The organism is Arthrobacter sp. LAPM80, from assembly GCF_046736435.1.
GTDB lineage: Bacteria > Actinomycetota > Actinomycetes > Actinomycetales > Micrococcaceae > Specibacter.
Window position 1 is genome coordinate 1 of the sequence record NZ_JBCHVD010000025.1, and the last position, 23,024, is coordinate 23,024.

Here is a 23,024-nt window from a genome sequence, read left to right on the forward strand (position 1 = left end):
GCGCGGTGAGATCACAGTGGATCGGCCGCAAGAGGATATTGACATTGATGTGAACTAAACCACAAACGGCCTCGCTTACGACAATGGGCTCGACAAGGGCGGAGATGCGGCTCCCGCCGGTGGGTTAGTCACTGCGTGGGGCCGCACAAGAAACAGTTGCACACAGGTAGAAATACGTACGGCGGCCAGCCGGCAGCCGGTTCAAAGTAGACTCAAAGGACACTTCATGCGCTACATAGTTGGATACACCCCCGATCAACGCGGTGCAGAGGCCATTGCCCTCGCCGCCTCGATTGCCCGCACCCAGGATGCCCACTTGGATCTGGTTCATGTTTTGGACAATCCACGCCCTGAGGATGCTGGATTCCCTGAGCGAGGTGTCCAAGAAATCCTCACCGGCAACGCGAAAGTGTGGTTGGAAGAAGCATTGGCAATGCTCCCCCCGGATGTAGCCGCCCAAACCCATCTGCGCTATGCCGAATCGTTCGCGGAGGGACTGATGGAGGTTGCAGCGGAAGTGGACGCTGGGCTTATAGTCATTGGTGCAGCGAAACGCGGGGTGCTCAAGCATTTTACTATCGGCACAGTAGCCAACACTCTCCTGCATACATCCCCCGTGCCCGTGGCCCTGGCACCCTCCGGATATGAATCCTCATCATCGATCACTCGGATCACTTGTGCTGTCGGCGGCAGGGAGGGCGCAAGTGAACTGCTCAAAGTAGCCGTGGATTCCTCGTCACGACGCCACGTCCCGCTGCGGCTGATTTCGTTGCTCGCCGTGGACGAGTCCCATGCAAAGGACGCCAACCAGTTCCAGTTTGCTAAAACCAAGGACCGGATAGAGGAACTGGTGGCAACAGCAGCCGCGTCAGCCAACACGGACGTCACTTCGGTTCTAGCACAGGGATCGACCATTGAGGACGCGATCGAAAACCTTCAATGGAACGATGACGAGATTGTTCTGATCGGTTCGAGCCGCCTGGCAGAAGGGCGAAAATTGTTCCTCGGCAGGACGGCGTACAAGATGCTCCACGAACTACCAGTGCCCATGATAGTCGTCCCTCGTGACTATGGGCTTAACCTCTGATTTTTACTGACTTCAACGAAGATACTCGACTCAGAGACCCACGATGATATATCAAGCCGTTGCTTTTACTGGCAGACCGAGAGAGTAAATAGTCAGCCCCCCAAATAAGGACCCCATGAGGGCAACTCCAAATCTCGGTGGCCCCGCCTGATGTCACTTCCAGTATCCATATGCACGAATATAAGGTTCCTGCACCCCATCAAAGCCTGCCTATTGGATTGATAAGAATTTCAGAAATGAGGCACATTACTGAGACTACTCAGCACCCACACGAACCGCACGTATCCGGCGGTTAACAGGGTGAACTGTCGACGCCGAGGAGTGGCTGATGGATGTCCCAGCTATGGTTCATTTGATGGGATTGGATGCTGATGCTGGCGCAGGTGGATGTGATGTGCGAAAACGGCATGGTGGAGGTTCGTGCGGTTTTAGATGTCGTGGTCGTCGGGCCCGTAGATGAAGGCTTGACACCGCCTGCTGCTTCAGAAAGCAAAAAAGGTGGGACGTTTGTGTGCCCCCCGACGGCCGGATATCGCCCTATCCCCACTCGCCAGGACTCCCGGCCCTCACCGTGCCGCACGGGGACCTCCACCGAAGACGCTTCACCATTCCGAAAGCGGATCGCCACGTCGGCTAGAAAGCCCGTCGAAGGGACAAGCCGAGCCCAGGCCCCTGTCTGTTACCAGCAGGCAGCCCGGGTTGACTAGCGTCGGATGTTTCACTCATTCCGAGACCTATAGATGCGCCAGGGCTCATCCCCCTGCTGTGTCTAAATCGGCAGTTAGTGGACGGTAGTGACATGTCAGGTCGGGGTTGAGAGGTTCCCGGCGGCTGGGGTCTCCCGCATCCCCTTCAAAACATTGCGGATCACCGTTGGCGACAACGGCACCAGCAGGTCAACATTTCTGTCCGTCGATAAACCGTGGGCCTCGAGCCCGCCCACCGAATTGGGGTCATTGGCGGCGGCCTCGCGGTGCAGTGAGGCCAACTCGGCCAGATCGGTGCCACCCGTGGGGCTGATGGGAACATCCGAATCAATCATTGTGTTCCGGATGCGCACACCCGTACCGTCGACGACGATAAGCTCGACGCTGCGAAGCTGGACAGGCCATTCGGCAACTGAACTCGAAGAAACTTCCCAAAACCCGCCGCCGTCCGTCCGTGGCCGGGCGGTTACCCGGTTGACGTGCGTGTGGCCAGAGAGCCAGAGCATCACGTTAGGGTAGCGGTGGAGTAGCTTTTCGACGGCGTCGGCCAGGTAGAGGCGTTGGCCGTCAGCCTGCGGCGTGGCGTTGTTCATCGTGGACAGACCATGGTGTGAGCACAGTACAACGAGGCGGTCTTCGTTGCCGGGGTGGACTTCACTGCCATCCTCAGCGCTATGGCTTGAATGCACCTCCTGCAAGCGGGCTTCCAGCCAGCGATACTGCACCTCGTTTACGCAGCCGTCCACGTGACCGGCGGGGTTGGTCGTGTCCAGACTGATCACGCGCACACCGGGCACCCCGTCGTAGGTGTAGTACGCCGACCCATTCTCACGGTTTTCCGGCGTGAACCCGTGGCCAAGCGGTGTACCTGACGGTTCAAAGTGCCGTTCGATATACTCCTGCTTGCTCACGATGCGGCGGTCGGTGCGGGATTCGATCGGGATGGATGGGCCGCTGGAAACCCAGAACGGATCCCCGCAGTACTCGTCCAGTGCGTCCGCCCCCGGCTCACGGTCCACCGGCCGACTGACCGGTTTTCTGTCGCCCGTGAGGAATGCGTCATAACCTGCGGGCGCCTCGGCCCGGCCCTGGATTAGGCAGTCATGGTTTCCAAAACACGTCAGCCATGGTGCGCCCAAGCCCACACCGGTAAATTTTTGGGCCGCTGCATCAACGGCCCCGGCGTAGTCCGGGTAGCCGCGCTGTTCCTTCCATTCATCACGGGAGGACAGTCCCGGATTCCAGTACGCGGCGTCGCCCGAGCACGTGACGGTGTCTGCCAGGCTCCCATTGCCCTTCCCAGGGTTGATCCCGCCGCCATTCATGAGCGCCAAGTAGAGGTCAAGCTCGTTCTCTTGGGCGGAGTCGGTGTTGTCGCCGGTGGTGACCACGAGGTCCACGGCAGCCGGATAGGCCTCCGCCTCGCGGCGGACGGTGCGGACAATCGCCTCCACGGCCTGCGTGAGCATGAACTCCTGCGGGCGGTAGGCCGGCAGCATCCGGCGCCATTGCGGTACGTCGGTGAAACGTTGCAGGAATTCCACCCTGCTGGGTGAGGCCAGGTCGGCCAACTGGAAGTCGGTGATGTGCAGGAGCCGGGCAAGGCGTTCTCCGTCGGCATCCCAACCTTCCGTGTTGCGGCCCAGGAGTTCGCGTCGCTCGAGGTGTGGCTCACCCGGGCCTAGCTCCAGCCGCCGGTAGGAAAGCGCGTTAGGAGCGGCCTTGACGATGGTTCGTTCGGTGGTGTCCTTGCCCGGGCGAACGGAACCTTGGGGCGCTGAGTCAGCTGAACTAGACAAGGGCCTTCTCACTTTCGACATTGATCTCCTCGAGGCTCTTGTTTTTGGTTTCGGGTGCCAGGAGCACGCAGATAACGAGACCGCACAGGCCCACCGCGGCAAAGAACCACAGGGCCGCGTTGGTGCCCCAGGTCGCCACGAAGTTGGGAAACACCAACACACCCAGGATTGAGCCGATGCGGCTGACGGACGTGGCCAGGCCGGCTCCTGTTGCCCGGACGGCTGTGGGAAACAGCTCAGTGGGATACACGAAATTCAAGATTCCGGCGCCCGAGTTTGCAAAGAGGACGGCTACGCTGAACAGCGCGACCAGGACGAACAGGGTCGGCTCCTGAACCAAGGCAAGAATCACGAGCGCAACGGTCAACCCGGTGAAGGACATGACGATCAGTGGCCGTCTCCCCCAGCGGTCTACCAGGTTCATGCCGATAATGGCGCCCACCAAGCCGAGTAACGCCACGCAGCCGGAGCCGATGATGACGATCGTCCGATTTCCGTTGGCGAAAGGAGCAAGAATGGTGGGCGTGTACATGGAGATGCCGTAGTACGCGGTGGCGTAGCAAAACCAGAATCCGCAGACGAAAAACGTCCGCCTGCGCAGGGTCTTGGAGAACAGGATGCTCGACCGAACCTTGGGGTTCCTGGACACCTGGAGGTCTGACTCGTTGGGTTCTTCGCCGGTGATGGACCGGAGTACCTCGCGTGCCTCATCGATCCTGCCCTTGTGGATGAGCCAGCGGGGCGATTCAGGGAGTTTGACTCGGAAAATGAACACGATCAACGCAAACACTGCACCAAGCAGCAGCAGCGCACGCCAGGACCAGTCGCCCAGCGGGGCGAGGGCCAATCCGAAGACGTATGCGGCCACGGCCCCGACGAACCACATGGCACCGAGTGAGGTGATGTGCTTGCCGCGGCGTTTGTTGGAGGAGAACTCGGAGACCAGCGTCGCCGAGATGGGGTAGTCGGCACCGATGCCCACGCCCAACAGAAAACGCAGGGCAATGAGCTGCCAAACGTCCTGCGAGAATGCCGTGAGAGCCGCAAATACGACGAACGCGAGCAGATCGATCACGTACATAGCCTTGCGGCCGAACCTGTCAGTCAAGCTGCCAAGCCAGCTCGCCCCAATGAACGAACCGATAATGGCGGACGAGACAACAAGGCTCTGTTCGAGCGGCGTGATCGACCAGTGCTTGCTGATCAACGGGAGGGCGACGGCGATGACGGTGAGGTCGAACCCGTCCAGGAATGTTCCACCTGCCGACAGCAGTGTCACTTTGCGTTGAAAACGCCTGACGCGTGGGCTGTCAAGCTCGGTGAGCGACATTTACAACACCTCCTGGTAGTGCATAGCTTTCACAAAGTGCAGGTCCGCGGGGATGGGGCGGACCACCTTCGGTTCGGCGCCGGTGAAGTCCACGGCCGACTCGTCGGAGGCGCCTGGGTTGGTCACGTACGCCGTGGCCCCGTCCTGGGAGACGGTGCCGGACAGCGGACGGTGTCCGACCGGGGTCATCGCGACATTGCCGCTGCCTAAGTCCACCAGTTGCAGCGAATGGGGGCCCTGGCCGTCATTGGTGACGGCAAGCTTCCCGCCGCCGGGTGAGATGGCGGAATTCAGGGGCAGGCCGCCCAGCGTGGTTTGTCGACCGGCCGGGGTGCCTCGCATCCCGGCCGGCGTAACTGCGGTTCCGTCGTTCTGCGGTCCAGCGACGGTAGTTACGGCGGCGACGGCAATGTGGGCCTGTAACAATGGGCTCGCGATAACCGGAATAGTTTTCTTTTTCACGACTCCTACGGTAAAACCAGGCGGTGACGAACCGGGGGCTTGCATCCGAAGACCGGGTGAACACGCCGTGAAATTAAACTTTCCGGCACACCGCGGCAATCCACCCCAAAACGCATTCCGGTGCGGCCGGGAGGCGTTTTGAGGTGAGCTGCGGGACTGCCTGGGGTCAGCGTCGGGGTTGGGTCAGTCGGCCTTCCTGCCTGTCCGTGTCGTCGCTGTTTCCGTGGCTGGCATGTGTGATGGAGGCGACCGTGCCGTGTTGTCCCAGTTCTTGGACTTTTCGATGTTGTTCACGGTGGCGGGATGAAGTTTTGTTCATCAACCGGGTCGGAGTAGGCGGCGTGGCCGCTCTCCGCGGGGGACGCGGGTGCCAGGGGGTGGGCAGGCACGACGCCGGGCCGGTGGCGGTTGCGGGGGTGGTTGGCGTGAAACCGCACTGGAACCAGGCCCGGGATACGGTCCGGGTCACCGATGACAGTTCCCACGCCGTTCGCATCAGACTGGCGGACGGTGTAGCCGCGGTCCTGATCGCACGTGACGGCCTGCATAGGGGTCAGCCGTGCGGGCTGGATCGAGTTCGGGTTGTTCGGTGCCAGCAGGCCCGCGTTGGCCAGGGTGTTGATGCCGTGCGGTGTCTTCTTCGCCGCGGTGAATGCAGGTGCAGCGGCGCTACTGCCCTGCAGGGTTTCACCCGGCGTGTTGTCGACCTTGGGGTACGTGGCGAAGTAGTGGTGGAAGGAAACGTTTTCCTGGAAGATCACCACCACGTGCTTGATGGGTGCCGGATCGTCGCCCCGGCCTTCGCTTGCACGGCACCCAGCCCATCCACAATCACAGCGTGACATTGCTATCACACCCCGCCATTGAGAGAAGCTGAACGCCGAAGACCTCGGCATAGTGCGGATGACCCTGCCGCTACGGCAGCCGAAGTAGTGAAGGCCCTGAGGTGCCGTCGTCCCAGCGGCTCTAACTCGTTTTCCCGCTCCGATTTTCTCGTTGACGAACAGCGCCTTCAACTCTTCTCTGTTGTTCTCGAAGCGTCGATCAGTGGTGCGGGCCCCGCAGGCAGCCCTGCATTGGATTGAACCTGCCGTGGAAATTGCCTGTCCGGACCTGGACAGAGCTGTAAGCGAGTAGACCTTGGTGTTCGACGGATCACTGACCCACAAAGTCTGGCCAGACCTTGCAGCGAAAACGGTGTCATCGAGCGGCTGAGCGACCGTGAGCACCTGCACGGGCTGCCTGCCAGTGCCACGGTTGCCGGCAACGATCAGCTGCTGCTCGCCTTGGGCGTCGAGCATGAAACTGCCCTTGAACCGCGGGGCAGCCAACTGAACGCCGGTGTTCGAATCCGGGTCTGTCCGGGCCGGTGTGGTCTTTGTCCCGGCCTGAGCCCCGACGCTGATTCGACAACGGGGGCAACTAGGCCGCCCTTGCCCGTGAGGGTTACTTCAGCTGACCCACCCTCTGCGTAGGCTGGCAAGGCTGGAAAAACTGCTGGCCATGGTCTGCTGGGCAACTTACCCCCTGCACTGCACTCCGTGCCGCAGCTTGTCAGCCCCCTAGCTCAGAGGTCCAGCACCAACAGTCGCCCCTTGCAGCGTGAGACGCAGATCATCATGGTGTCCATTGCGGTCCGTTCATCCTCGGAGAGCAGGCTGTCGCGATGGTCGATCTCACCTGAGACCACGCCTGTTTCGCACGTGCCACAGATGCCCTCACGGCAGGAGCTGAGGACTGATACGCCAGCATTCTCGAGGGCTTTGAGGATGGTGGTGCCCGTGGGGACATCAACCACCCGTCCGTCGCTGAGTTCCACCTCGAAGGCATGGTCGCCGGCCACGGGGGCTGTGGCGACACCCGCGTCGGCGGGGTCTGGAACGAAACGCTCGAAGTGGAAGCGCGACTGGTCTATCCAGCTGGCGGTGAAGTCCTGAATTACCTTCAACAGCGGCCCCGGGCCGCAAGTGTAGAGGTGGAAGTCATGATTCGGCCGGTCCAACAGCTCGGCCAACGGGAAGCGTCCACTTTCGTCATCCGCATGGATGTGCACTTTCTCGCCATACTCCTCGAGGTCGGCCAGGAACGCCATGCTCTCGCGACTGCGGCCCAGATAAACCATCCGCCACGGCACACCGCTGCGCTCGGCCTGGCGGATCATCGGCAGGATGGGGGTGATGCCGATTCCGCCAGCGATGAACAGATATTCCGGCGCCGGCGCCAGTGCAAAGTTATTCCGGGGACCCCGGATCTGGACCTTAGTGCCGGGTTGAAGCTCGTCATGGACGTAGGCGGAACCGCCACGCCCGGACAGTTCGCGCAGCACGGCCAGTCGCCAGTGAGCCTGGTCTGGTTCCGAGCAAAGGGAGTATTGCCGCACCAGCCCGTTAGGCAACAGCACATCCACGTGGGCGCCGGGCTCCCACCCTGGCAGCGCTGCTTCAAGGGGGTGTTCGAGCTGCAGGGACAGCACACAATCGGATTCTCGGGTGACAGTGGTGACGGACACGTCAAAGAACTCGTTGGGATTCATGGTCAATGCCTTCCAGGTCTGGGCCTAGCGTACGGATGACAGGAACGCCTTGGTGCGTTCGTGTTGGGGATTGGAGATCACGTCACGGGCGGGCCCTTCTTCCACGATCCGTCCATCAGCCATGAACACCACCCTGTCGGCGACGTCGCGGGCAAAATTCATCTCGTGGGTCACCACGACCATGGTCATCCCCGAAAGGGCCAGGTCCTTCATAACCTTCAGCACCTCCCCCACCAGCTCGGGGTCCAGTGCCGAGGTGGGCTCATCAAAGAGCATCAGCTTAGGCTGCATGCACAATGCGCGGGCTATGGCTACCCGTTGTTGCTGGCCACCTGAGAGCTGGCGCGGGAACGCGTGCTCCTTGTCTGCTAAGCCCACCATCCCCAAAAGTTTCCGGGCACGGTTAGTGACGACAGATTTCTTTTCTCTCAGCACCAGGCGCGGTGCTTCGATAAGGTTCTCCAGCACCGTCATGTGGGGAAACAGGTTGAAGTGTTGGAATACCATGCCAATCTCGGTGCGATTTCTGCATATCTGGCTTTCCCGCTGTTCATGCAACCGCGATCCCTTGATGTCATAACCCATCACTTTCCCATCAACCCACATCCGGCCGCCGTCGATGCTTTCCAAGTGGTTGATGCAGCGCAGGAAGGTGCTCTTGCCTGATCCCGAGGGGCCAATGAGGCAGACAACCTCACCGGCATTGACTTCCAGGTCAAGACCGTCCAGCACGTTGAGCTTGCCGTAGTTCTTGACGATCCTGTCGGCGCGCACCATGGGCACGGCCATGCCTTTTTCCTTTGTCATGGCAGTCACGATAATCCGCCTTTCCGAGCTAGCCGGTCATGGGTGTTGAAAAATGACTTGAGTTTCTGGATCGGGGTGAGTGGCAGGTTCCGCTGTCCGCCCTTGGCGAATCGCCGTTCCAGGTAGTACTGGCCAACGCTCAGGATCGACGTCACCACGATGTACCAAATGCTCGCCACGATCAGAAGCGGGATGGTCTGGAATGTCCGGGCATAGATGATCTGTGATGAATAGAGGAGTTCCGGGACGGAAATGACGCTGACCAGGGCCGTGGTCTTGAGCATCCCGATCGTTTCGTTGCCGGTGGGAGGGATGATGACCCGCATCGCCTGCGGTAAAACGATCCTGCGCATCGTCTGAAGCTTATTGATGCCCAGTGCTCCGGCGGCCTCCACCTGGCCGCTGTCAACGGAGAGAATCCCGGCCCGCACAATCTCGGACATGTAGGCGCCCTGGTTCAGCCCCAGTCCCAGGATTGCGGCAAACATAGGCGTGATGATCGCGTTGGCATCCAGCGAAACACCCGGGATCCCAAAACTGATCGTTGGGTACAGTGCGGCCAGGTTGTACCAAAACAACAACTGAACCAGTACCGGTGTGCCGCGAAAGAAGTTCACGTATCCAAAGGCCGCCGTGCGGACCACGGGGTTGGGTGAGAGTCGCAGGACCGCCACCAGAACACCAAGCACAATGCCGATCAACATGCACACTGCCGTGAGTTCCAGCGTCACACCGATCCCTTGGACGATGCTGACTTCGCGCAGGTACAGGCCCACGGTCTCCCAGCCAAAACGAGGGTTAGTAGCCACGGAGCGGGCCATCAACACCGCAAATACGGCGATGATGGCAGCAGAAACCCATCGTCCAGGATGCTTGGCCTTCACCACCGTGTAGTGATCCTTGATCCGCGCGCGTGGTGCCGCGATTGTTTCTTCTGGTGTTGTCGTCATGTCCACCATGGCTTGCTACTTCATGACGATCTTGTCGACAGTGATCGCCGTGCTGGCCGGCATGCCCCACCGGGCGTTGATCTGGGCCATCGCCGGGCTTTCGGCGACGAGCTTTGTGGCCGCTTGGATGGCTGGCAGTAGGTCCGATCCCTTGTCCAGTGCCGTGCCGGTGAGCTGGGGTTCATAGTCCGGGCCATCGGCAAGTTCAAAACGGCCCTCGGCCAGCTTTCCCTGATAGGCAAGGGATACGCTGTCGGCCATTACCGCGTTCACACGGCCTGAGGTCAGGGCCAGATTGGCGTCGGTTTGCGTGGGAAAGTTTTGTATGTTGATAGCCTTCTTTCCGGCGTCCGTGCATCCCTTCGACAGCTTGGGCAGGACGTCCATGCTCTGGGTCGACCCCTTCTGGGCTGCGACCCCATACCCACACAAGCTTGAGCTGTCCATGGCAAGTTTGTGGGGGTTACCGGGAGTGATGGCCAGTCCGGTCCCGCTGTCCAGGTAGGGCACAAAGTCCACTGCCTTCGCCCGTTCAGGGGTGACGGAGAAGGCGGACATGCCGAGGTCATACTTGTGCGAGGTCAGGCCCGGCAGGATGGTGTCGAACGTGGCAGGGACATGCACGGCCTTCAGGCCCAGCACGGCGGCAATTGCATTGCCCATGTCGACGTCCCAGCCGATCATCGTTTTGTTGTCTGTGTCGAAGTACTCGAACGGCGGGTACGTCGGGTCCGAGGCGATTTTCAGTTCGCCGGCGTCGAGGATCTTGGCAGGCACAAGGGCTCGGGCCTCGACGTTGACGGTCAGTGCGGCGGCCACAGGGGATGCCTGGTCTGACGGCCCGCCGGCCGCTGACGGAGTGTCCACCGTGGTGCAACCGGACGCAGCGAGCGTCAGGGCCAGGGCCCCCGCAATCAAGAGTGGTTTGTGTTGTATGCGCATGAACTTACCTTTCGTGAGGCAGCGACGTCTCTGTCGCGCCAGATCTAACTACAGGGCTTGTTTACAGCTTTTCAATCGGGATCTCCGGTGCGATATAAACCAGATGCTTTCCCACACTGACCAGGGACTGGCGGCGGACGATGGCCGCAATCCCGTCAGTACGGGCAACGTATTCGACCGGGGCACGGTCGAGTTCGTCAATGAAGTGCACACGGGCTACCGGTTCACCGGCCCGGACCCGGTCCCCCAGATCAACGAGAGGTTCAAAAATCCCGGTAACAAGGGACGTGACCGTCGACTCCGGCACGAGTTCCAGCCATACCGGCTCGCCCACGTTGGAATCCTCAGGCTCCGGGTTGGCGCCGGGCCTCATGACCCCGGCGTCGCACAGCAGTGCGGGAAGTCCACGACGGATCATGGCCAGTGCTGCGCGGGACACCGTGCCGCCACCCACCAGCTCGGTTGACAGGGTCAGGATTCTGGCGTCGTCCCCGGCGGTGCTCAGCGAGCCCGGCTCCAAACGCGGAGGGACGACGATCGCGTACGGCAGGCGGAGTAAGCGGGCGGCCCGCACCTTTCGCTCCCAGAGTGCCTCGTCCGGGCCGCGGTAGATGAAGGTGCTGGGCACGTAGCTTGAGTTTGACCCGCCGGAGTGCAGGTCAAGGACGACGTCGGCACGCGGCAGGAGGGCGCCCGCCACGAGTCTGGCCATCTGCGAAGTTGGCCCGTCGTCCCCCGTGCCGGGATAGCTGCGGTTCAGGTTGCCGCCGTCGATCGGCGATACCCGCATCCCGCCGCGGACGGCCGCGGAATTGGCTGCGGGAACAATGATCAACGTTCCGCCGAGGTGCTGCGGCTGGGTCTCGCGAATCAACTCGTGGAGCACCACCTGTCCCTCGTATTCGTCGCCGTGCGTGCCAGCCACGAGCAGCGCCGTGGGGCCCGGACCGGAGCTGATGACGGCAACTGGGACTGGAATCACCGAACCGTCGTGCACATTGTCAGAATGCACCACGTGTCCGTAGCCAAGTTGCTTGCCCGGCTTGCCGAACTCAATTCCGGTAAACCGCGCGCTGACGGCATTTTGGACGACAGCGGCGGCCTGGCTCATGGCACCCACCTCAGGGCATGGGCACGTTTCGGGGCCAAGGATACGACGGAGACCTTGGACTGCGCCGCAGCAAGGCTCAACCGCAGGGTCTCATCCTCTTCACCTTCAACAATGAACGCATCACCGGGCTTCAGCCATCTCTCCCAGGGCCCATTTTCGGCAGCCACAAGGGCCTCGCCTGCGAGCCCGGCGACAACCAGCTGGTGTCCCCCGAGACGGTGCAACAGTCCCGTATGGCCATCCGTGAAGTCAGTGACCTCGGCGGCGATGTAGTCCTCGTCCACGGACACATCCACCCCCGCCTGGTCCGCGTCGAGGCTGACCGTCCAGCGCCAGGGATCACCGCGCTCGGCCGTGTCCGGGCAGGCTGCAAGTGTCCGAGTCCCACGCTCCGGTTCCGTGACACTTCCCAGGGCGTTGGCCCTGATTAACATCCACATCCCGGCTACCTAAACTGACCGCGAAGCGGCGGGCTGCGGAACGCGGGCCGGGACTGTTGCGGCTTGCTCCTTCTTCAGCAGGGCTGTGAGGATACGGCGGGCCTTCGCCACTCCCCCGTCCTGCGAAATTAGCACGTCAAATTCCCCGTCAGGACGGTCCTGCATGCCGATCTCCTGTGCCTCCAATGCTGCGGCGTCTTCATCCAGCACCGTGCCCAGGCCAATCTGCAGGTCCTCGGTGGCTTGGGCATTGTCAAGACCAAAATTCCGGCTAAAAGCGTAGTAATACCAGGAATTGTGCTCGTCAATCGGGGTGATGCCGTTGAGCACCTTGATCAGATAGCCCTCCTCACGGGGGCGCCCCTCGCCCGTGATTCCAGAGTGCAGCACGTGAAGGTTGGGGACAAAGAACTCGGTGCAGTGGAAACGGTCAAAAAGGCCGCGAGCGTCCATCGTCTCCGCATATAGCGGCGGGGCTTCCACCGAGGGCATCAGCCGGTCGACGCTGACTACATTGCCGTCGACCTCCACCGTGATCCCGTGCTGGTAGATGTAGTCGTCACCCACGGTCGTCTTGTGCAGGAACGACTCATGGGTCAGGTCCAGCAAGTTGTCGTGAATCAGGTCGGCGCGGCACTTGAAATGCACTGAATGCGTGACGGTGGCCCATTTCGGATCAACCATCCAGTGCGTGTCCGGCACGTCCCGGGGGTCGGCAAGCTCGGCATCTCCGGTCCACACCCAAATCCAGCCATCTTTTTCCACCACCGGGTATTTCCGCACGCGTGCCCGTTCCGGAATGGTGGTCTGGGCCGGAACCTTGGTGCAAACGCCGTCGGGCCCGTAGGTAAAGCCGTGATAGCCGCACTCCACGGAGTCACCGACGGTGCGCCCCTGCGACAACGGGAACGCCCGGTGAGCGCAACGGTCTGCAAGTGCGACGGCGCCGCCGTCCTGGGTCCTAAAGAGGACGATCGGCTGCTGACAGATCACTCGGCGAATGGGTTTGCGCGTCACTTCGGTGGACCATGCAGCCACGTACCATGTGTTCAAAACAAACATCTCTCAAGCCTTCCGGTTCGGTTGAATACAACGTATACCGTGGATACTATGGGGTCAAGCATTAATGTGAACTTGCCCACATTTCCAGTCGTGATGTCCTTCACCGGCATATTAGACTGTGACAACTGTCCACCATCTACGGAGACTTGCAATGGCATCAGTGACCAGAACGACCAAGATCGGCGATGTGCGACCGCTCGCGGTCCAGGTTCACGAGCGCATCAGCTCCGACATCATCGATGGGAAGTTCCCGCCGGGCTCGGCGCTGGTCCAAGAGCAGGTGGCTGTCCAATACGGCGTTTCCCGCACCCCCGTCCGGGACGCGCTGACCCTCGTGGCACAGGAAGGGCTCGCCACGCTCGTCCCCGGGCAGGGGTACATCGTCAACGAGCTCAGTGATCAGGACGTGCGGGACGTCTACGAGGTCCGCTACGCCCTGGAATCCATCGCTTCTCGACAAGCCTGCGGCAAACACACACCCACCCAGATGGTGCGTCTGCGGGCCATGGTTGACGAGTTTGAGACTTTGGACCCTGCCGATGCGAAGGGGCTGTTCCTGATGGGCATGCAGTTTCACGCGGCCCTGATAGAACCATGCCCCAACAATTACCTGCGCTCCACCTTGGCCACCATGTGGGGCCACCCCATCCAGCGCCGGATCAACATGACCTACCCCCAGGGCCCCTCCCACCAGACAAAGCTTGCAGCCGACCATCGGCGCATCATCGAAGCGCTTAAGGCCAACGACCCCGACGCCATCGTTGAGGTCCTTCGCACCTGCCACGACCCGTCCGACCACCAACTGGGGCCGGACGCGTAGGGGGACCGGCGACAGCTTGCTCTCACACAAAAGGGGGGCCGCTTGCGCGGACGGTGCGATACCCCTCTCTCGCTTGCGCAATGTCCTTGGCGCCCACATTCTACGTGTTCGCGTGCGGCAGTTCGTCAGTGTCCGCCAAACACCGGAACGCACGAGGAGGTCGTACAAATCCAAGCGGGGCCTCTGTGGGAGAACCACACTACTTGGAGGCGTTGCTGGGCGGGCGGCGGCCGTTGGCCCGGGACCAACCAACCTCGGCCACCAACCGGTCCGGGATCTCCCGCTTAGCTTTCTACGAGGCCACCCCCTACGCAGCAGCTTCCTTTTTAGTGTTTTGCCTTTGTTGCCGGGCGAGGAACCCGGGACATTCGAACCGAAACTGCCCGGGCTGGCCAGTAGGAATTACAAACCGCGGGTTACGTCCCGCTGAGTGGTGCAGTTTGCCTCGACACCGTGCGGGTCAGTTCTTTGATTGTGCTGCTGTGAGTTCTGGGAGCAAAATCGCCTCCTCCACGGGTTCGGCGGGTGTCGTGTTCATGGCCTTGAGTTCTGCCATGGACGCTTCGCAAGAGGTAGCGGCTGTCCCCGGCTTCCCCTTCGTCATGTTGCTCGACGAGAACCGCGCCGGCAAGCCGCAACAAGGCTGCCGGGTTGGGGAAGACGCCGACAACATCGGTGCGCCGTTTGATCTCCTTGCTGATTCGTTCCATGGAATTCGTGGACCATATCTGCCGCCAGTGGCTGGCCGGGAAGCCGGTGAACGCGAGGACGTCGTCGAACTGGGTGTTCACCTGTGCAGCGTCGGGCTGGGCGAAGGCGGTGCGGATGATTAAGGCAGCGGATGATTGAGGCGACCATGTCCTGGGATCCCTTGGCACGATCGAGAGCACGTCACGCATGAGATGGACCCGGCACCGCTGCCAGCTCGCACCATGAAAAACCCAAGTGCATCAAAGCCCGTGGATTACAAGAATGCTCAGCCGAAAATATTGTCCATGTTCTCCAACGACGGCCAGTTCACGAGCCCCTGGCGCAAAATACTGTTCCATTGTTCGTCAAGGGCCGATGGCGAACTGCCGAGGATGACAAACAGGTGGCTCAGCCCAGCGCAGCTCTGGCCTGTGCCACGAGGCTGGTGCTTGTGGCATCCAGTTCCTGTGTACCACCGCCGGGTCCGGCCGGGTACTTGTCAACGAATGCCGTCCGTGCCGACAGGTGCACAGCATCGACGCCAACCCCAGCCAACGCGGGAATGTCCTGTATCCGAACGCCCCCACCAACCGTGATCTCAATGCCCGCGGGGCGGTGCGCCACCATGTCTGCCAGGACGGCCAGCCCGTCGATGCTCCGTGCGGCACCTCCGGAGGTGAGAACTCTACCGACTCCTGAAGCCGTCAGGCGCATGAGCTGCGCCAACGGATCAATGCTCGCGTCCAGCGCCCGGTGGAACGTGACGCTCAGTCCGTCGGCGGCGTCGACCCACTGCTCCAACGCCCGCAGGTCAATGTCCCCCTCGGGCGTTAGCGCACCAACCACCACACCATGAACACCGGCAGCTTTCAAATGCTTGATTTCCAACGCCATCGCCGCCACTTCCTCGCGGTTGTACACGTACCCTCCCCCGCGGGAACGCACCAGTGCCTGTAAGAAATGGGGTCTGCCCTGCGACTGTGCCAGCACGGCCTCAACGGTGCCGTTCGACGGCGTCAGACCGCCCAGGCGCAGCGCAGTGCACAACTCCACCCGGGTGGCTCCACCCGCAATGGCTGCATGTGCTCCCGCTGCATCCTGGACGGCAATTTCCAAATCCATCAATGATTTCAACAATCTATCGGCGATGCACGACGGCGGTCAGGGGCGGGGTGTTGTCTGCCGCGGCAAAAGGAAATACACCATCGGCCAGATGTGCATGTCCCAGACGCAATAAGTCCTGATCCACACCGCCAGGGGTCAGGGCCAGCTTCCATCCTGCCGCCGCGTCAAAGAGCTCTGGCTCCAAGTAGCCAATCTTGACCACGATGATGCCGAACTCTTTCAAGTCCAGACCCAGCTGGGTGAAGTCAGAGACATGGTGGAACGGTTTCCGGCGCTGCGTCACAATGGAGAAAACATTTCCTACCTGGATGACGGCCTGGGTTCCCGCCGTCGCATCACCATCGGTGATCGAATACACCGTCCCCTGCAGTCTGACCGGACCATGGGCGTTGTGGTCAACCCGGGCGCCAGCTTCCACATCCACGGCACCGCCTACTCCGGCAGCCACCGCCTGGGCAACCGCACCGGGATCAAAGATCGATGCGTGCACCAGCTTCACGTCGGCCGCCGCCAGTTGTTGGCTGTCCAGCAACTGGGCCAGTGTCCAGGTAACGTCCCCGGCTCCGCCAGCTGTTGGGTTGTCACCGGTATCGGAGAGGAAGTATGGCCGCGGGGCACCGGGGGCAGTTGCCGCCTGGATGCCCTCCGTCAGGGTGGCTGTCTCGGCCACAAACACAAAATCGTTCCGGGCATCCCAGTACAGGTGCGCCAGGCGTTCGGCCTCACGGGTGATGACGGCCTCATCATCGCCGGTGACCACTACGTACGCTTGACAGCGAGGTTCATCGGCCCATGCGTACCCCACCCAAATGGCGGCGTCAGTGACACCGGCCAGCTCGGTGACGGCAGGAACCTGATCATAGATTCCCTTGGCAGGTTCCAGTCGCGTGCTGGTCTTTTCACCGGGCAAGAGGACCGGCACGGGCACCCATGCCTTAAGCGGGCGGCGCTTGTGCACATCCGAGCCGGTGGATGCCCGCAGCCGACCCAGAAGGTTGTGGACAGCGCGCTCCTTCGTGTTCATTTCATCCTCGTGCGGCGCCATCCGGTAGCACGTGATGAGATCAACGCTTTCGAGCAGTTTCCAGGAGACGTTTCCGTGGAGGTCCATCGAGGTTGAAATAAGTGCGGCGTCACCTAGGGCAGCGCGCACGTGGTGTGCCAAATCTCCTTCGGCGTCCTGGCGCCCGATCACGCTCATGGCCCCGTGAATGTCAAAGAACAAGGCATCAAGGGGCCCTGCACTTTTGATGCGCTCCACAATTTCGTCCCGGAAAGCCACGTAGAGATCGGGGTCCACGGCGCCGCCGGGCAGCGAGCGTGCATGCATCAACGGCACCCACTCGGCGGCCTCCTTGAGCTCGCTCCCGTCGTTTAAGAAGGGGTAATAGCCGGTCAGCTCTGCACCGCGCCGAACGGTGAACGCTTCGGCGCCGCTGATATGGGGTGAGAATGTGCTGGATTCAATCGATATCCCGGCAATTCCAATTCTGGGGCGGACCAATCCACCGTCCTGCACCGGTGACAGCGGCGGGCACCACACCTCAGACTGGTCTGGAAGGTCTAATAGTTTGTGCTGTGCTGTCATCGTGTGCCTCGCTTAAATCCTGTGCTGTGCTCAAAAGTTTCAATCATTTCCAACGCCTCGGACGCATTCTGCGCCCAAAGGTTGGTGGTCTCAGCGGGATCCCTGGCCAGATCATAAAACTGGCCGGGTCCGCGCCCCGTATCATCCGGGACACCCACAGGTTCCGAGAAACCCCCGGATCCGCTGCCAAATATTGCCTTGCCCAACCCATGGCGCAAAACCAACGTGCCGTCGAAGGCCTGGTGGCCCAGGATCCTAGCAGAACCCGCATCGTGCTCCGTTGACCCCAGCAGCGGGGCAAAGGAAACGCCGTCATTGAGTGTGCCTGGCTCTTTGATTCCCCCCGGTCCGGCATGGGCACCGGAGACCAGATCGGCCAAAGTAGCACGAATGTCCATGAGACTTACCAGCTCATCACGAACCTGATCCTGGGCAATGCCTGGGCCAGCCACAATCAACGGCACCCGATGACCAGCTTCCCAAGCATCAGCTTTTTGGCCTCGCCACGGCCCGTTGGGACGGTGCACCACCACGTCGCCGTCTTCCGGGAACATGGTGGGGGCGCCATTATCTGAGGTAAAAACGAAGACAGTGTTTTGATAGTCATCGCCCAAGGCCTTCATCAGTTCGCCAACCATCCAATCAACCAAGATCACGCCGTCTCCGCGCAATCCGGCGTTGGAACGCCCCTGAATGAATGCCGGCGGAACACACGGACGGTGGGGCGCGGCGGTGGCAACATACGCGAAGAAGGGCTCGGCACGGCCACGCTGCTCCTGTATCCAGTCCGCAGCCTTCGCCACGACGGTGGTGTCAACGGCATCGTCCTGCCACCCCGGGCTTTGCAGGCCCGGACGCTGGGAGGAGACGAGATCGGTCTTCTCTTCCAGCGGCAGCCCAACGGCCCGGTCCTGCTCCAAAAAGCAGTACGGCGGCATGTCCAATGATCCGGCTATTCCAAAGTACGTATCAAAACCAAGCGCCACCGGACCGCCGGTAAACGGGACCGCATAGTCAATCTCCCGGCCGTGGCCTTGCATCTGGGATGCGAACCCGGGAGCGAAAGCGTTGCGCTTGGTACCGTCGTGGGCCGTCCAGTCCAAGCCCATGTGCCATTTGCCAAACGCAGCAGTGGCGTAACCGGCGTCTTTGAAGTCCCGTGCCAGGGTGGGAGCGTCGGCATCAATGATGGCCGGGTCAAGACCACCAAGGACTCCACTTTTCAAGGGGCTGCGCCACGGGTACGACCCGGTCATCAAACTGTATCGACTGGGCGTGCACACAGCCGAGGACGCGTGCGAGTCAGTGAAGCGCACACCATCGCGGGCTAGTCTGTCCAGGTTCGGGGTGTGTATCTTTTCCGCGCCATAACACGACAGATCTCCCCAACCAAGATCGTCAGCCAAGACCACCACTACATTTGGTTGAGCTACCAAGGAGCTACCCTACTTTCCTAGTTTAATAAACCCTGTGATATCGACGGTGCCTGGGCAGTGGCAAGGTTGTCCGCCACATAGGCGGCGGCCCCAATAAATCCAGCATCGGGCCCCAGTTCCGCCGTACGGATCCGCGGCGCCGACGGACGCCCGTGTTCGGCAAGAAGTTCGTTCAATCTGGCTTGGGTTGGTTGTGTGAGCGCATCACCGACGGCGCTGACACCTCCGCCCAGAAGGATCAGTCCCGGGTCAAACAACATCGCCACCTGGCTCAGCCCCAATCCCAACCAGTGGGCAATGTCGGCAAAATCCTCAGCGGTCCGGGCCACGGTGGTCAGAGTGCTGCCGCTGGCATATCGGTCCAGACAGCCGCGACTGCCGCAACCGCAAGGCCGCCCACCGGGATCAACCACCATGTGGCCAATCTCCCCGGCAAAGCCATGAGCCCCCACCACTAGTTGGCCGTTGACCAGCAGCGCGCCACCGATTCCGGTACCGACGGTGACCATGGCAACATCCTGCGCTGTCCGGGCAGCACCAAAACGGTACTCCGCCCAGAGGGCTGCGTTGGCATCGTTGATGACCAGGCATTTGATGTCCAGCCGGGATTCCAACAGGTCCGCCAACATGGTGTTTTCCAATTCCAGATTGGCCGCATAAAGCACCGATCGGTGATCAGTGGAGACATAGCCCGGAACGGCCACGCCCACCAAAAGCCCATTTGGTTCGGGCATCAGTTCAAGGATTACCGCCACCACCGTATCGGCAATGGCAGACTCACCCTGCGGGGTCGGCTTTTGCACACGCGCCACCACCCGTCCGTGGGAATCAACCAGACCGGCAGCAATTTTCGTGCCGCCGATGTCCACGCCAATCCAGAGCTCGCTCATGCCGGATCAACGTCGGCAACGTCATGCGGGATACGCAGTACGGCCACAGGCTGGCTCCGCAACGCCTCCGGCACCACGAGGGTTTGCGCTGAAACTGTGTCGGTTCCCAGCCATGAACCGCCACCAACCGGGAGCGGGGCAGCTGGCAACCGCTCATTCGGGGTCAGCACACACAAATAGCTCGCCTCCGCCGAGACCGTGACGGCGTAGTGGCGAAGTTGCTCATCGCTAAGCGTCCCTGACCAGGGGCGGGTGTGGTAGATCGCATCACCATTGGTCTCCAGCCACGCACCAAGACCCAACAACCTCTCGCGGTAAATGTCCGGGACCGTGCCGTCGGCTGCCAGGCCGATGTTCAGCAAGAAGTTGCCGTTGCGCGAAACCACCGAAACCAGGTGGGCAACGAGTTCAGCGATGCTAAGCACATCTGCTTCCGTTTCCTGCTGGTTCACACCAAAGGACCGGCCCAGCCCGCGGCAGCTCTCCCAATGCTTGTCGGCCAAACCACCAATATCACTGTATTCGCGCGTCAGGTAGCCGTGGGAGGGAACCCCCCAGCGGTCATTGACGATCCCGCCGGGCACCGACTTCTGATACTCGCCAAAAAGTGCTGCCACACCGAAGTCGGCATCCGACTTCCCGGCGTCCGGCCATTCAATGTCATTCCACAAGATGTCCGGGGAAAAACGGTGGATCAGTTCAGTTGCCTGTGCGTGTGCGTAGCGAGCAAAATGTTCGTCGTTACGGCGCAGACGGAATACGTCGGCGTCCGAATCAATCGCAGGGAAATCGCTGACGTGCCAATCCAGGGCCCCGGAAAAATAGCTGCCGAATTTTAGCCCGGCCGCGCGGGTGGAATCAGCAAATTCCTGCATGAGATCGCGTTTGGGTCCGCGTGCTGCACTGTTGAAAGGAGTAGTTTCGGTGGCCCACAGACAAAATCCATCGTGATGTTTGGCGGTCGGCACAACGTACTTGGCACCGGCCTGGCGGAACAGCGCAAGGCAGTCATCGGCGTCGAACTTCTCAGCTTTCCACTCATCAGCCAGGTCTTCGTAGCTGCTTCCGGCGCCGAAGGTTTTCCGCTGGTAGGCCTGAGCGCTGCTGCCCTCAACACGCACGGTGTTGCCGTACCACTCTGCATACTTGTGGTCGCGGTAGGCGTCCTCCACAGCGGTGGGGGCGTCACCAACCTCTGCCCAGGCCGGCACGGAGTACAGGCCCCAGTGCACAAAGATCCCGAATTTGGCGTCGGCCAGCCAGGTGGGGAAGTCCCAGTCCGGGTAGATGGGGTTGTGTTCGCCAAAGTCCGGCCCAACACGATCCTCAAAGTTAATCATTTGATACCTTTTGTGTGAGTAAAAAGTGGTGATCAGCGTCCGGCCAGGCCGACAGTCGCGATGCCCTTGACCAGGTGTTTCTGCAGGGCAATCACAATGATCAGTGTGGGCAAGATGGCTATCACTGATGCTGCCATCACCAGGTTCCAGGAACTTCCGTGCTCGCCGAAGAACGTTTGGAGACCCAATGAAACGTTGCCCAGTTCATTGACGTCGTTGACCACAATCAATGGCCAGAGGAAGCTGTTCCAGAAAGTGATGAACGTCCACACGCCCAGCACAGCCAACGACGGCTTGGCCAGGGGCAGGATGATCCGGGTAAAGGTACGCCATTGGCTGCAGCCGTCCATGCGGGAGGCTTCCACCAACTCGTAGGGGATACCCACAAAGAACTGTCGCAGCAAGAAGACGCCGAAAGCGCCGAAGGCCCACGGCAGGATCAATGCCTGCCAGGTGTTGATCCAGCCAAGTTTTTGCATCAGCAAGAACATGGGAATGACAAGGACTTCCTGGGGGATCATCATTGTGGCCAGGTAGAGCAACATGAACTTGTCACGTCCGCGCCACCGCAAAATACCGAAGCTATAGGCGGCCAGGGAGGAAACAGCCACCACAATGATGGTCCCGGCCACGGAGACGATCAATCCGTTGATGATGAACCGGAGGAAAGGGGTGTAGTTGAAGACTTCGACAAAGTTCTGCCAGCGGAACTCCGAGCCAATCAGGGAGGGCGGCTGGGAGAAGATTTCACCGTTGGGCTTGAACGCCGAGAAGAACGTGAAAATGATGGGGAAGAGAAAGAGCAGCGCCACCACAGCGAGCAGGATCTCGCTACCGAACTTCAGAGGCCTCAATTGCGTGCGGGATTTCTTTAAGCCGTCCTTTGCCAGTGTCTGCGCATGGCGCGATGATCTGGTCTGGACTTGGTTGTTAGTCATAGTGAACCCATTTCTTCTGTCCTACCCACTGCAGCATTGTGACTACAAGGATTAAGACAAAGAGGATGATGGCAGGTGCTGCAGCGGCACCAAGTTCGCCATCTTGGAATGCGGTTTGGTACACGTTCATCACCACGGTCACCGTGGAAGTTCCCGGCCCGCCAGCTGTCATGACGAACGGCTCGGAGAAGATCTGAAACGCTGAAATCATCGTCACCGTTGAGGCGAAGAAAATGGCCGGAGTCAGCAGCGGAATCTTGATACGCAGCAACTGCGTGAAGCCGTGCGCCCCGTCCAGCATGGAAGCGTCAATGATGTCTTGGGGAAGCTGGTCAATCGCCGCCGAGAAAATCAGCATGTTGTAGCCAAAGCCCTGCCACACAATAACAATCACAACAGCTATCAAGGCGGTACTGCTATCACCCAGTAGGTTGGGCATGTGGATGCCGAACCAGGATTGAAGCGTCGAATCAACAAGTCCGTTGGGCTGGTAGATCAGCTTCCAAATCACGGCAGTTGCCACGGTGGGAGTCACTACCGGAAGGAAGAAGAGGACCCTGTAGAGACGGCTGAAACGGCTGGTGGCAACCCAGAACGCTGTGGATAGCGTCAGAACCAGGTTCAGTGGAACCACAATGATGGTGAAGACGAAGGTATTCACTAGGGCTGCGGTGAACTGGTTGCCTGGGGCAAAGAGGTTGCGGTAGTTATCCAGCCCTGCAAAAGTGACTTCCCCAAAAGTAGGCCAGTGGAAGAAGCTGGTGGTAATGGCCAAAATGGTGGGGAAGAGGATGAAAACGGTCATCCCCACGGCGCTGGGGGTAAGAAACCCCAGCGCCGGACGGGAATCAGGATTCTTCCGCTTCTTCAACCCAACAGGATTGGTCATCCTTTGTGGCGCGCCTTTAGTAGTTACTGCCGTCACGTTGGCACCTTTCTACTGCTGTCAGGATTAGCGGAAATGTTT

Annotated in this window: 20 protein-coding genes and 1 pseudogene; 2 read left to right on the forward strand and 19 right to left on the reverse strand. The window is 60.6% G+C overall.

The window, feature by feature from the left end; genetic code table 11:
- Window positions 1-226: 226 nt before the first annotated feature.
- Window positions 227-1,087 (forward strand): universal stress protein, encoded by an 861-nt coding sequence (locus AAGW05_RS17005; protein ID WP_411805748.1) that lies wholly within the window; start codon window positions 227-229, stop codon window positions 1,085-1,087.
- A gap of 802 nt (window positions 1,088-1,889) precedes the next feature.
- Here the strand turns inward: AAGW05_RS17005 and AAGW05_RS17010 are convergent.
- From AAGW05_RS17010 to AAGW05_RS17060, 11 genes are all read right to left on the reverse strand, one after another.
- Complete coding sequence (locus tag AAGW05_RS17010) at window positions 1,890-3,593, reverse strand: TIGR03767 family metallophosphoesterase (protein WP_411805749.1); 1,704 nt, start codon at window positions 3,591-3,593, stop codon at window positions 1,890-1,892.
- Entirely contained in the window at window positions 3,586-4,923 is a 1,338-nt protein-coding gene (locus tag AAGW05_RS17015) for an MFS transporter (RefSeq protein ID WP_411805750.1), read from the reverse strand. Before AAGW05_RS17015 ends, AAGW05_RS17010 begins: the two co-directional genes overlap by 8 nt.
- Entirely contained in the window at window positions 4,924-5,385 is a 462-nt protein-coding gene (locus AAGW05_RS17020; RefSeq protein ID WP_411805751.1) for a hypothetical protein, read from the reverse strand.
- A gap of 290 nt (window positions 5,386-5,675) precedes the next feature.
- Window positions 5,676-6,686: an alkaline phosphatase family protein gene (locus AAGW05_RS17025; protein WP_411805752.1), complete on the reverse strand. Its 1,011-nt coding sequence runs from the start codon at window positions 6,684-6,686 to the stop codon at window positions 5,676-5,678.
- Between the two features lie 266 nt (window positions 6,687-6,952).
- Window positions 6,953-7,918 carry a PDR/VanB family oxidoreductase gene (locus tag AAGW05_RS17030; protein WP_411805753.1) on the reverse strand — a complete coding sequence of 322 codons (966 nt, stop codon included), beginning with the start codon at window positions 7,916-7,918 and terminating at the stop codon, window positions 6,953-6,955.
- 24 nt (window positions 7,919-7,942) lie between these two features.
- Window positions 7,943-8,725 carry an amino acid ABC transporter ATP-binding protein gene (locus AAGW05_RS17035; protein ID WP_411805754.1) on the reverse strand — a complete coding sequence of 261 codons (783 nt, stop codon included), beginning with the start codon at window positions 8,723-8,725 and terminating at the stop codon, window positions 7,943-7,945.
- 5 nt (window positions 8,726-8,730) lie between these two features.
- Complete coding sequence (locus AAGW05_RS17040) at window positions 8,731-9,675, reverse strand: amino acid ABC transporter permease (RefSeq protein ID WP_411805755.1); 945 nt, start codon at window positions 9,673-9,675, stop codon at window positions 8,731-8,733.
- A gap of 15 nt (window positions 9,676-9,690) precedes the next feature.
- Window positions 9,691-10,617: an ABC transporter substrate-binding protein gene (locus AAGW05_RS17045; RefSeq protein ID WP_411805756.1), complete on the reverse strand. Its 927-nt coding sequence runs from the start codon at window positions 10,615-10,617 to the stop codon at window positions 9,691-9,693.
- A gap of 61 nt (window positions 10,618-10,678) precedes the next feature.
- Window positions 10,679-11,728, reverse strand: a complete 1,050-nt coding sequence (locus tag AAGW05_RS17050) for a succinylglutamate desuccinylase/aspartoacylase family protein (protein WP_411805757.1) — start codon at window positions 11,726-11,728, stop codon at window positions 10,679-10,681.
- The gene (locus AAGW05_RS17055; protein ID WP_411805758.1) at window positions 11,725-12,168 is read right to left on the reverse strand and encodes a hypothetical protein; all 444 of its coding nucleotides are present in this window, start codon (window positions 12,166-12,168) and stop codon (window positions 11,725-11,727) included. Before AAGW05_RS17055 ends, AAGW05_RS17050 begins: the two co-directional genes overlap by 4 nt.
- Window positions 12,169-12,177: 9 nt before the next feature.
- On the reverse strand, window positions 12,178-13,230 hold the full coding sequence (locus AAGW05_RS17060) for a Rieske 2Fe-2S domain-containing protein (protein ID WP_411805759.1): 1,053 nt from the start codon (window positions 13,228-13,230) through the stop codon (window positions 12,178-12,180).
- A gap of 160 nt (window positions 13,231-13,390) precedes the next feature.
- Here AAGW05_RS17060 and AAGW05_RS17065 point away from each other — a divergent pair, with 160 nt between their 5' ends.
- A complete protein-coding gene (locus AAGW05_RS17065; protein WP_411805760.1) occupies window positions 13,391-14,050 on the forward strand; it encodes a GntR family transcriptional regulator in 660 nt (219 codons plus the stop codon).
- Window positions 14,051-14,619: 569 nt separating this feature from the next.
- On the opposite strand, the pseudogene AAGW05_RS17070 reads toward AAGW05_RS17065, so the two are convergent.
- The 8 genes and pseudogenes from AAGW05_RS17070 to AAGW05_RS17105 all read right to left on the reverse strand — a co-directional run.
- A pseudogene (locus tag AAGW05_RS17070) lies at window positions 14,620-14,982 on the reverse strand (transposase); the annotation flags it as partial.
- 166 nt (window positions 14,983-15,148) lie between these two features.
- On the reverse strand, window positions 15,149-15,862 hold the full coding sequence (locus tag AAGW05_RS17075) for a copper homeostasis protein CutC (RefSeq protein ID WP_411805761.1): 714 nt from the start codon (window positions 15,860-15,862) through the stop codon (window positions 15,149-15,151).
- A 16-nt stretch (window positions 15,863-15,878) separates the two neighbouring features.
- Window positions 15,879-17,453, reverse strand: a complete 1,575-nt coding sequence (locus AAGW05_RS17080; RefSeq protein WP_411805762.1) for a M81 family metallopeptidase — start codon at window positions 17,451-17,453, stop codon at window positions 15,879-15,881.
- Window positions 17,450-18,868, reverse strand: a complete 1,419-nt coding sequence (locus tag AAGW05_RS17085) for a sulfatase family protein (RefSeq protein ID WP_411805782.1) — start codon at window positions 18,866-18,868, stop codon at window positions 17,450-17,452. Before AAGW05_RS17085 ends, AAGW05_RS17080 begins: the two co-directional genes overlap by 4 nt.
- Window positions 18,869-18,906: 38 nt before the next feature.
- Window positions 18,907-19,779: an ROK family protein gene (locus tag AAGW05_RS17090; RefSeq protein ID WP_411805763.1), complete on the reverse strand. Its 873-nt coding sequence runs from the start codon at window positions 19,777-19,779 to the stop codon at window positions 18,907-18,909.
- The gene (locus AAGW05_RS17095) at window positions 19,776-21,119 is read right to left on the reverse strand and encodes an alpha-L-fucosidase (RefSeq protein WP_411805764.1); all 1,344 of its coding nucleotides are present in this window, start codon (window positions 21,117-21,119) and stop codon (window positions 19,776-19,778) included. Before AAGW05_RS17095 ends, AAGW05_RS17090 begins: the two co-directional genes overlap by 4 nt.
- A 32-nt stretch (window positions 21,120-21,151) precedes the next feature.
- The gene (locus AAGW05_RS17100) at window positions 21,152-22,057 is read right to left on the reverse strand and encodes a carbohydrate ABC transporter permease (RefSeq protein ID WP_411805765.1); all 906 of its coding nucleotides are present in this window, start codon (window positions 22,055-22,057) and stop codon (window positions 21,152-21,154) included.
- Window positions 22,050-22,946 carry a carbohydrate ABC transporter permease gene (locus AAGW05_RS17105; protein ID WP_411805766.1) on the reverse strand — a complete coding sequence of 299 codons (897 nt, stop codon included), beginning with the start codon at window positions 22,944-22,946 and terminating at the stop codon, window positions 22,050-22,052. The genes AAGW05_RS17100 and AAGW05_RS17105 overlap by 8 nt, the downstream gene beginning before the upstream one ends.
- Window positions 22,947-23,024 lie beyond the last annotated feature (78 nt).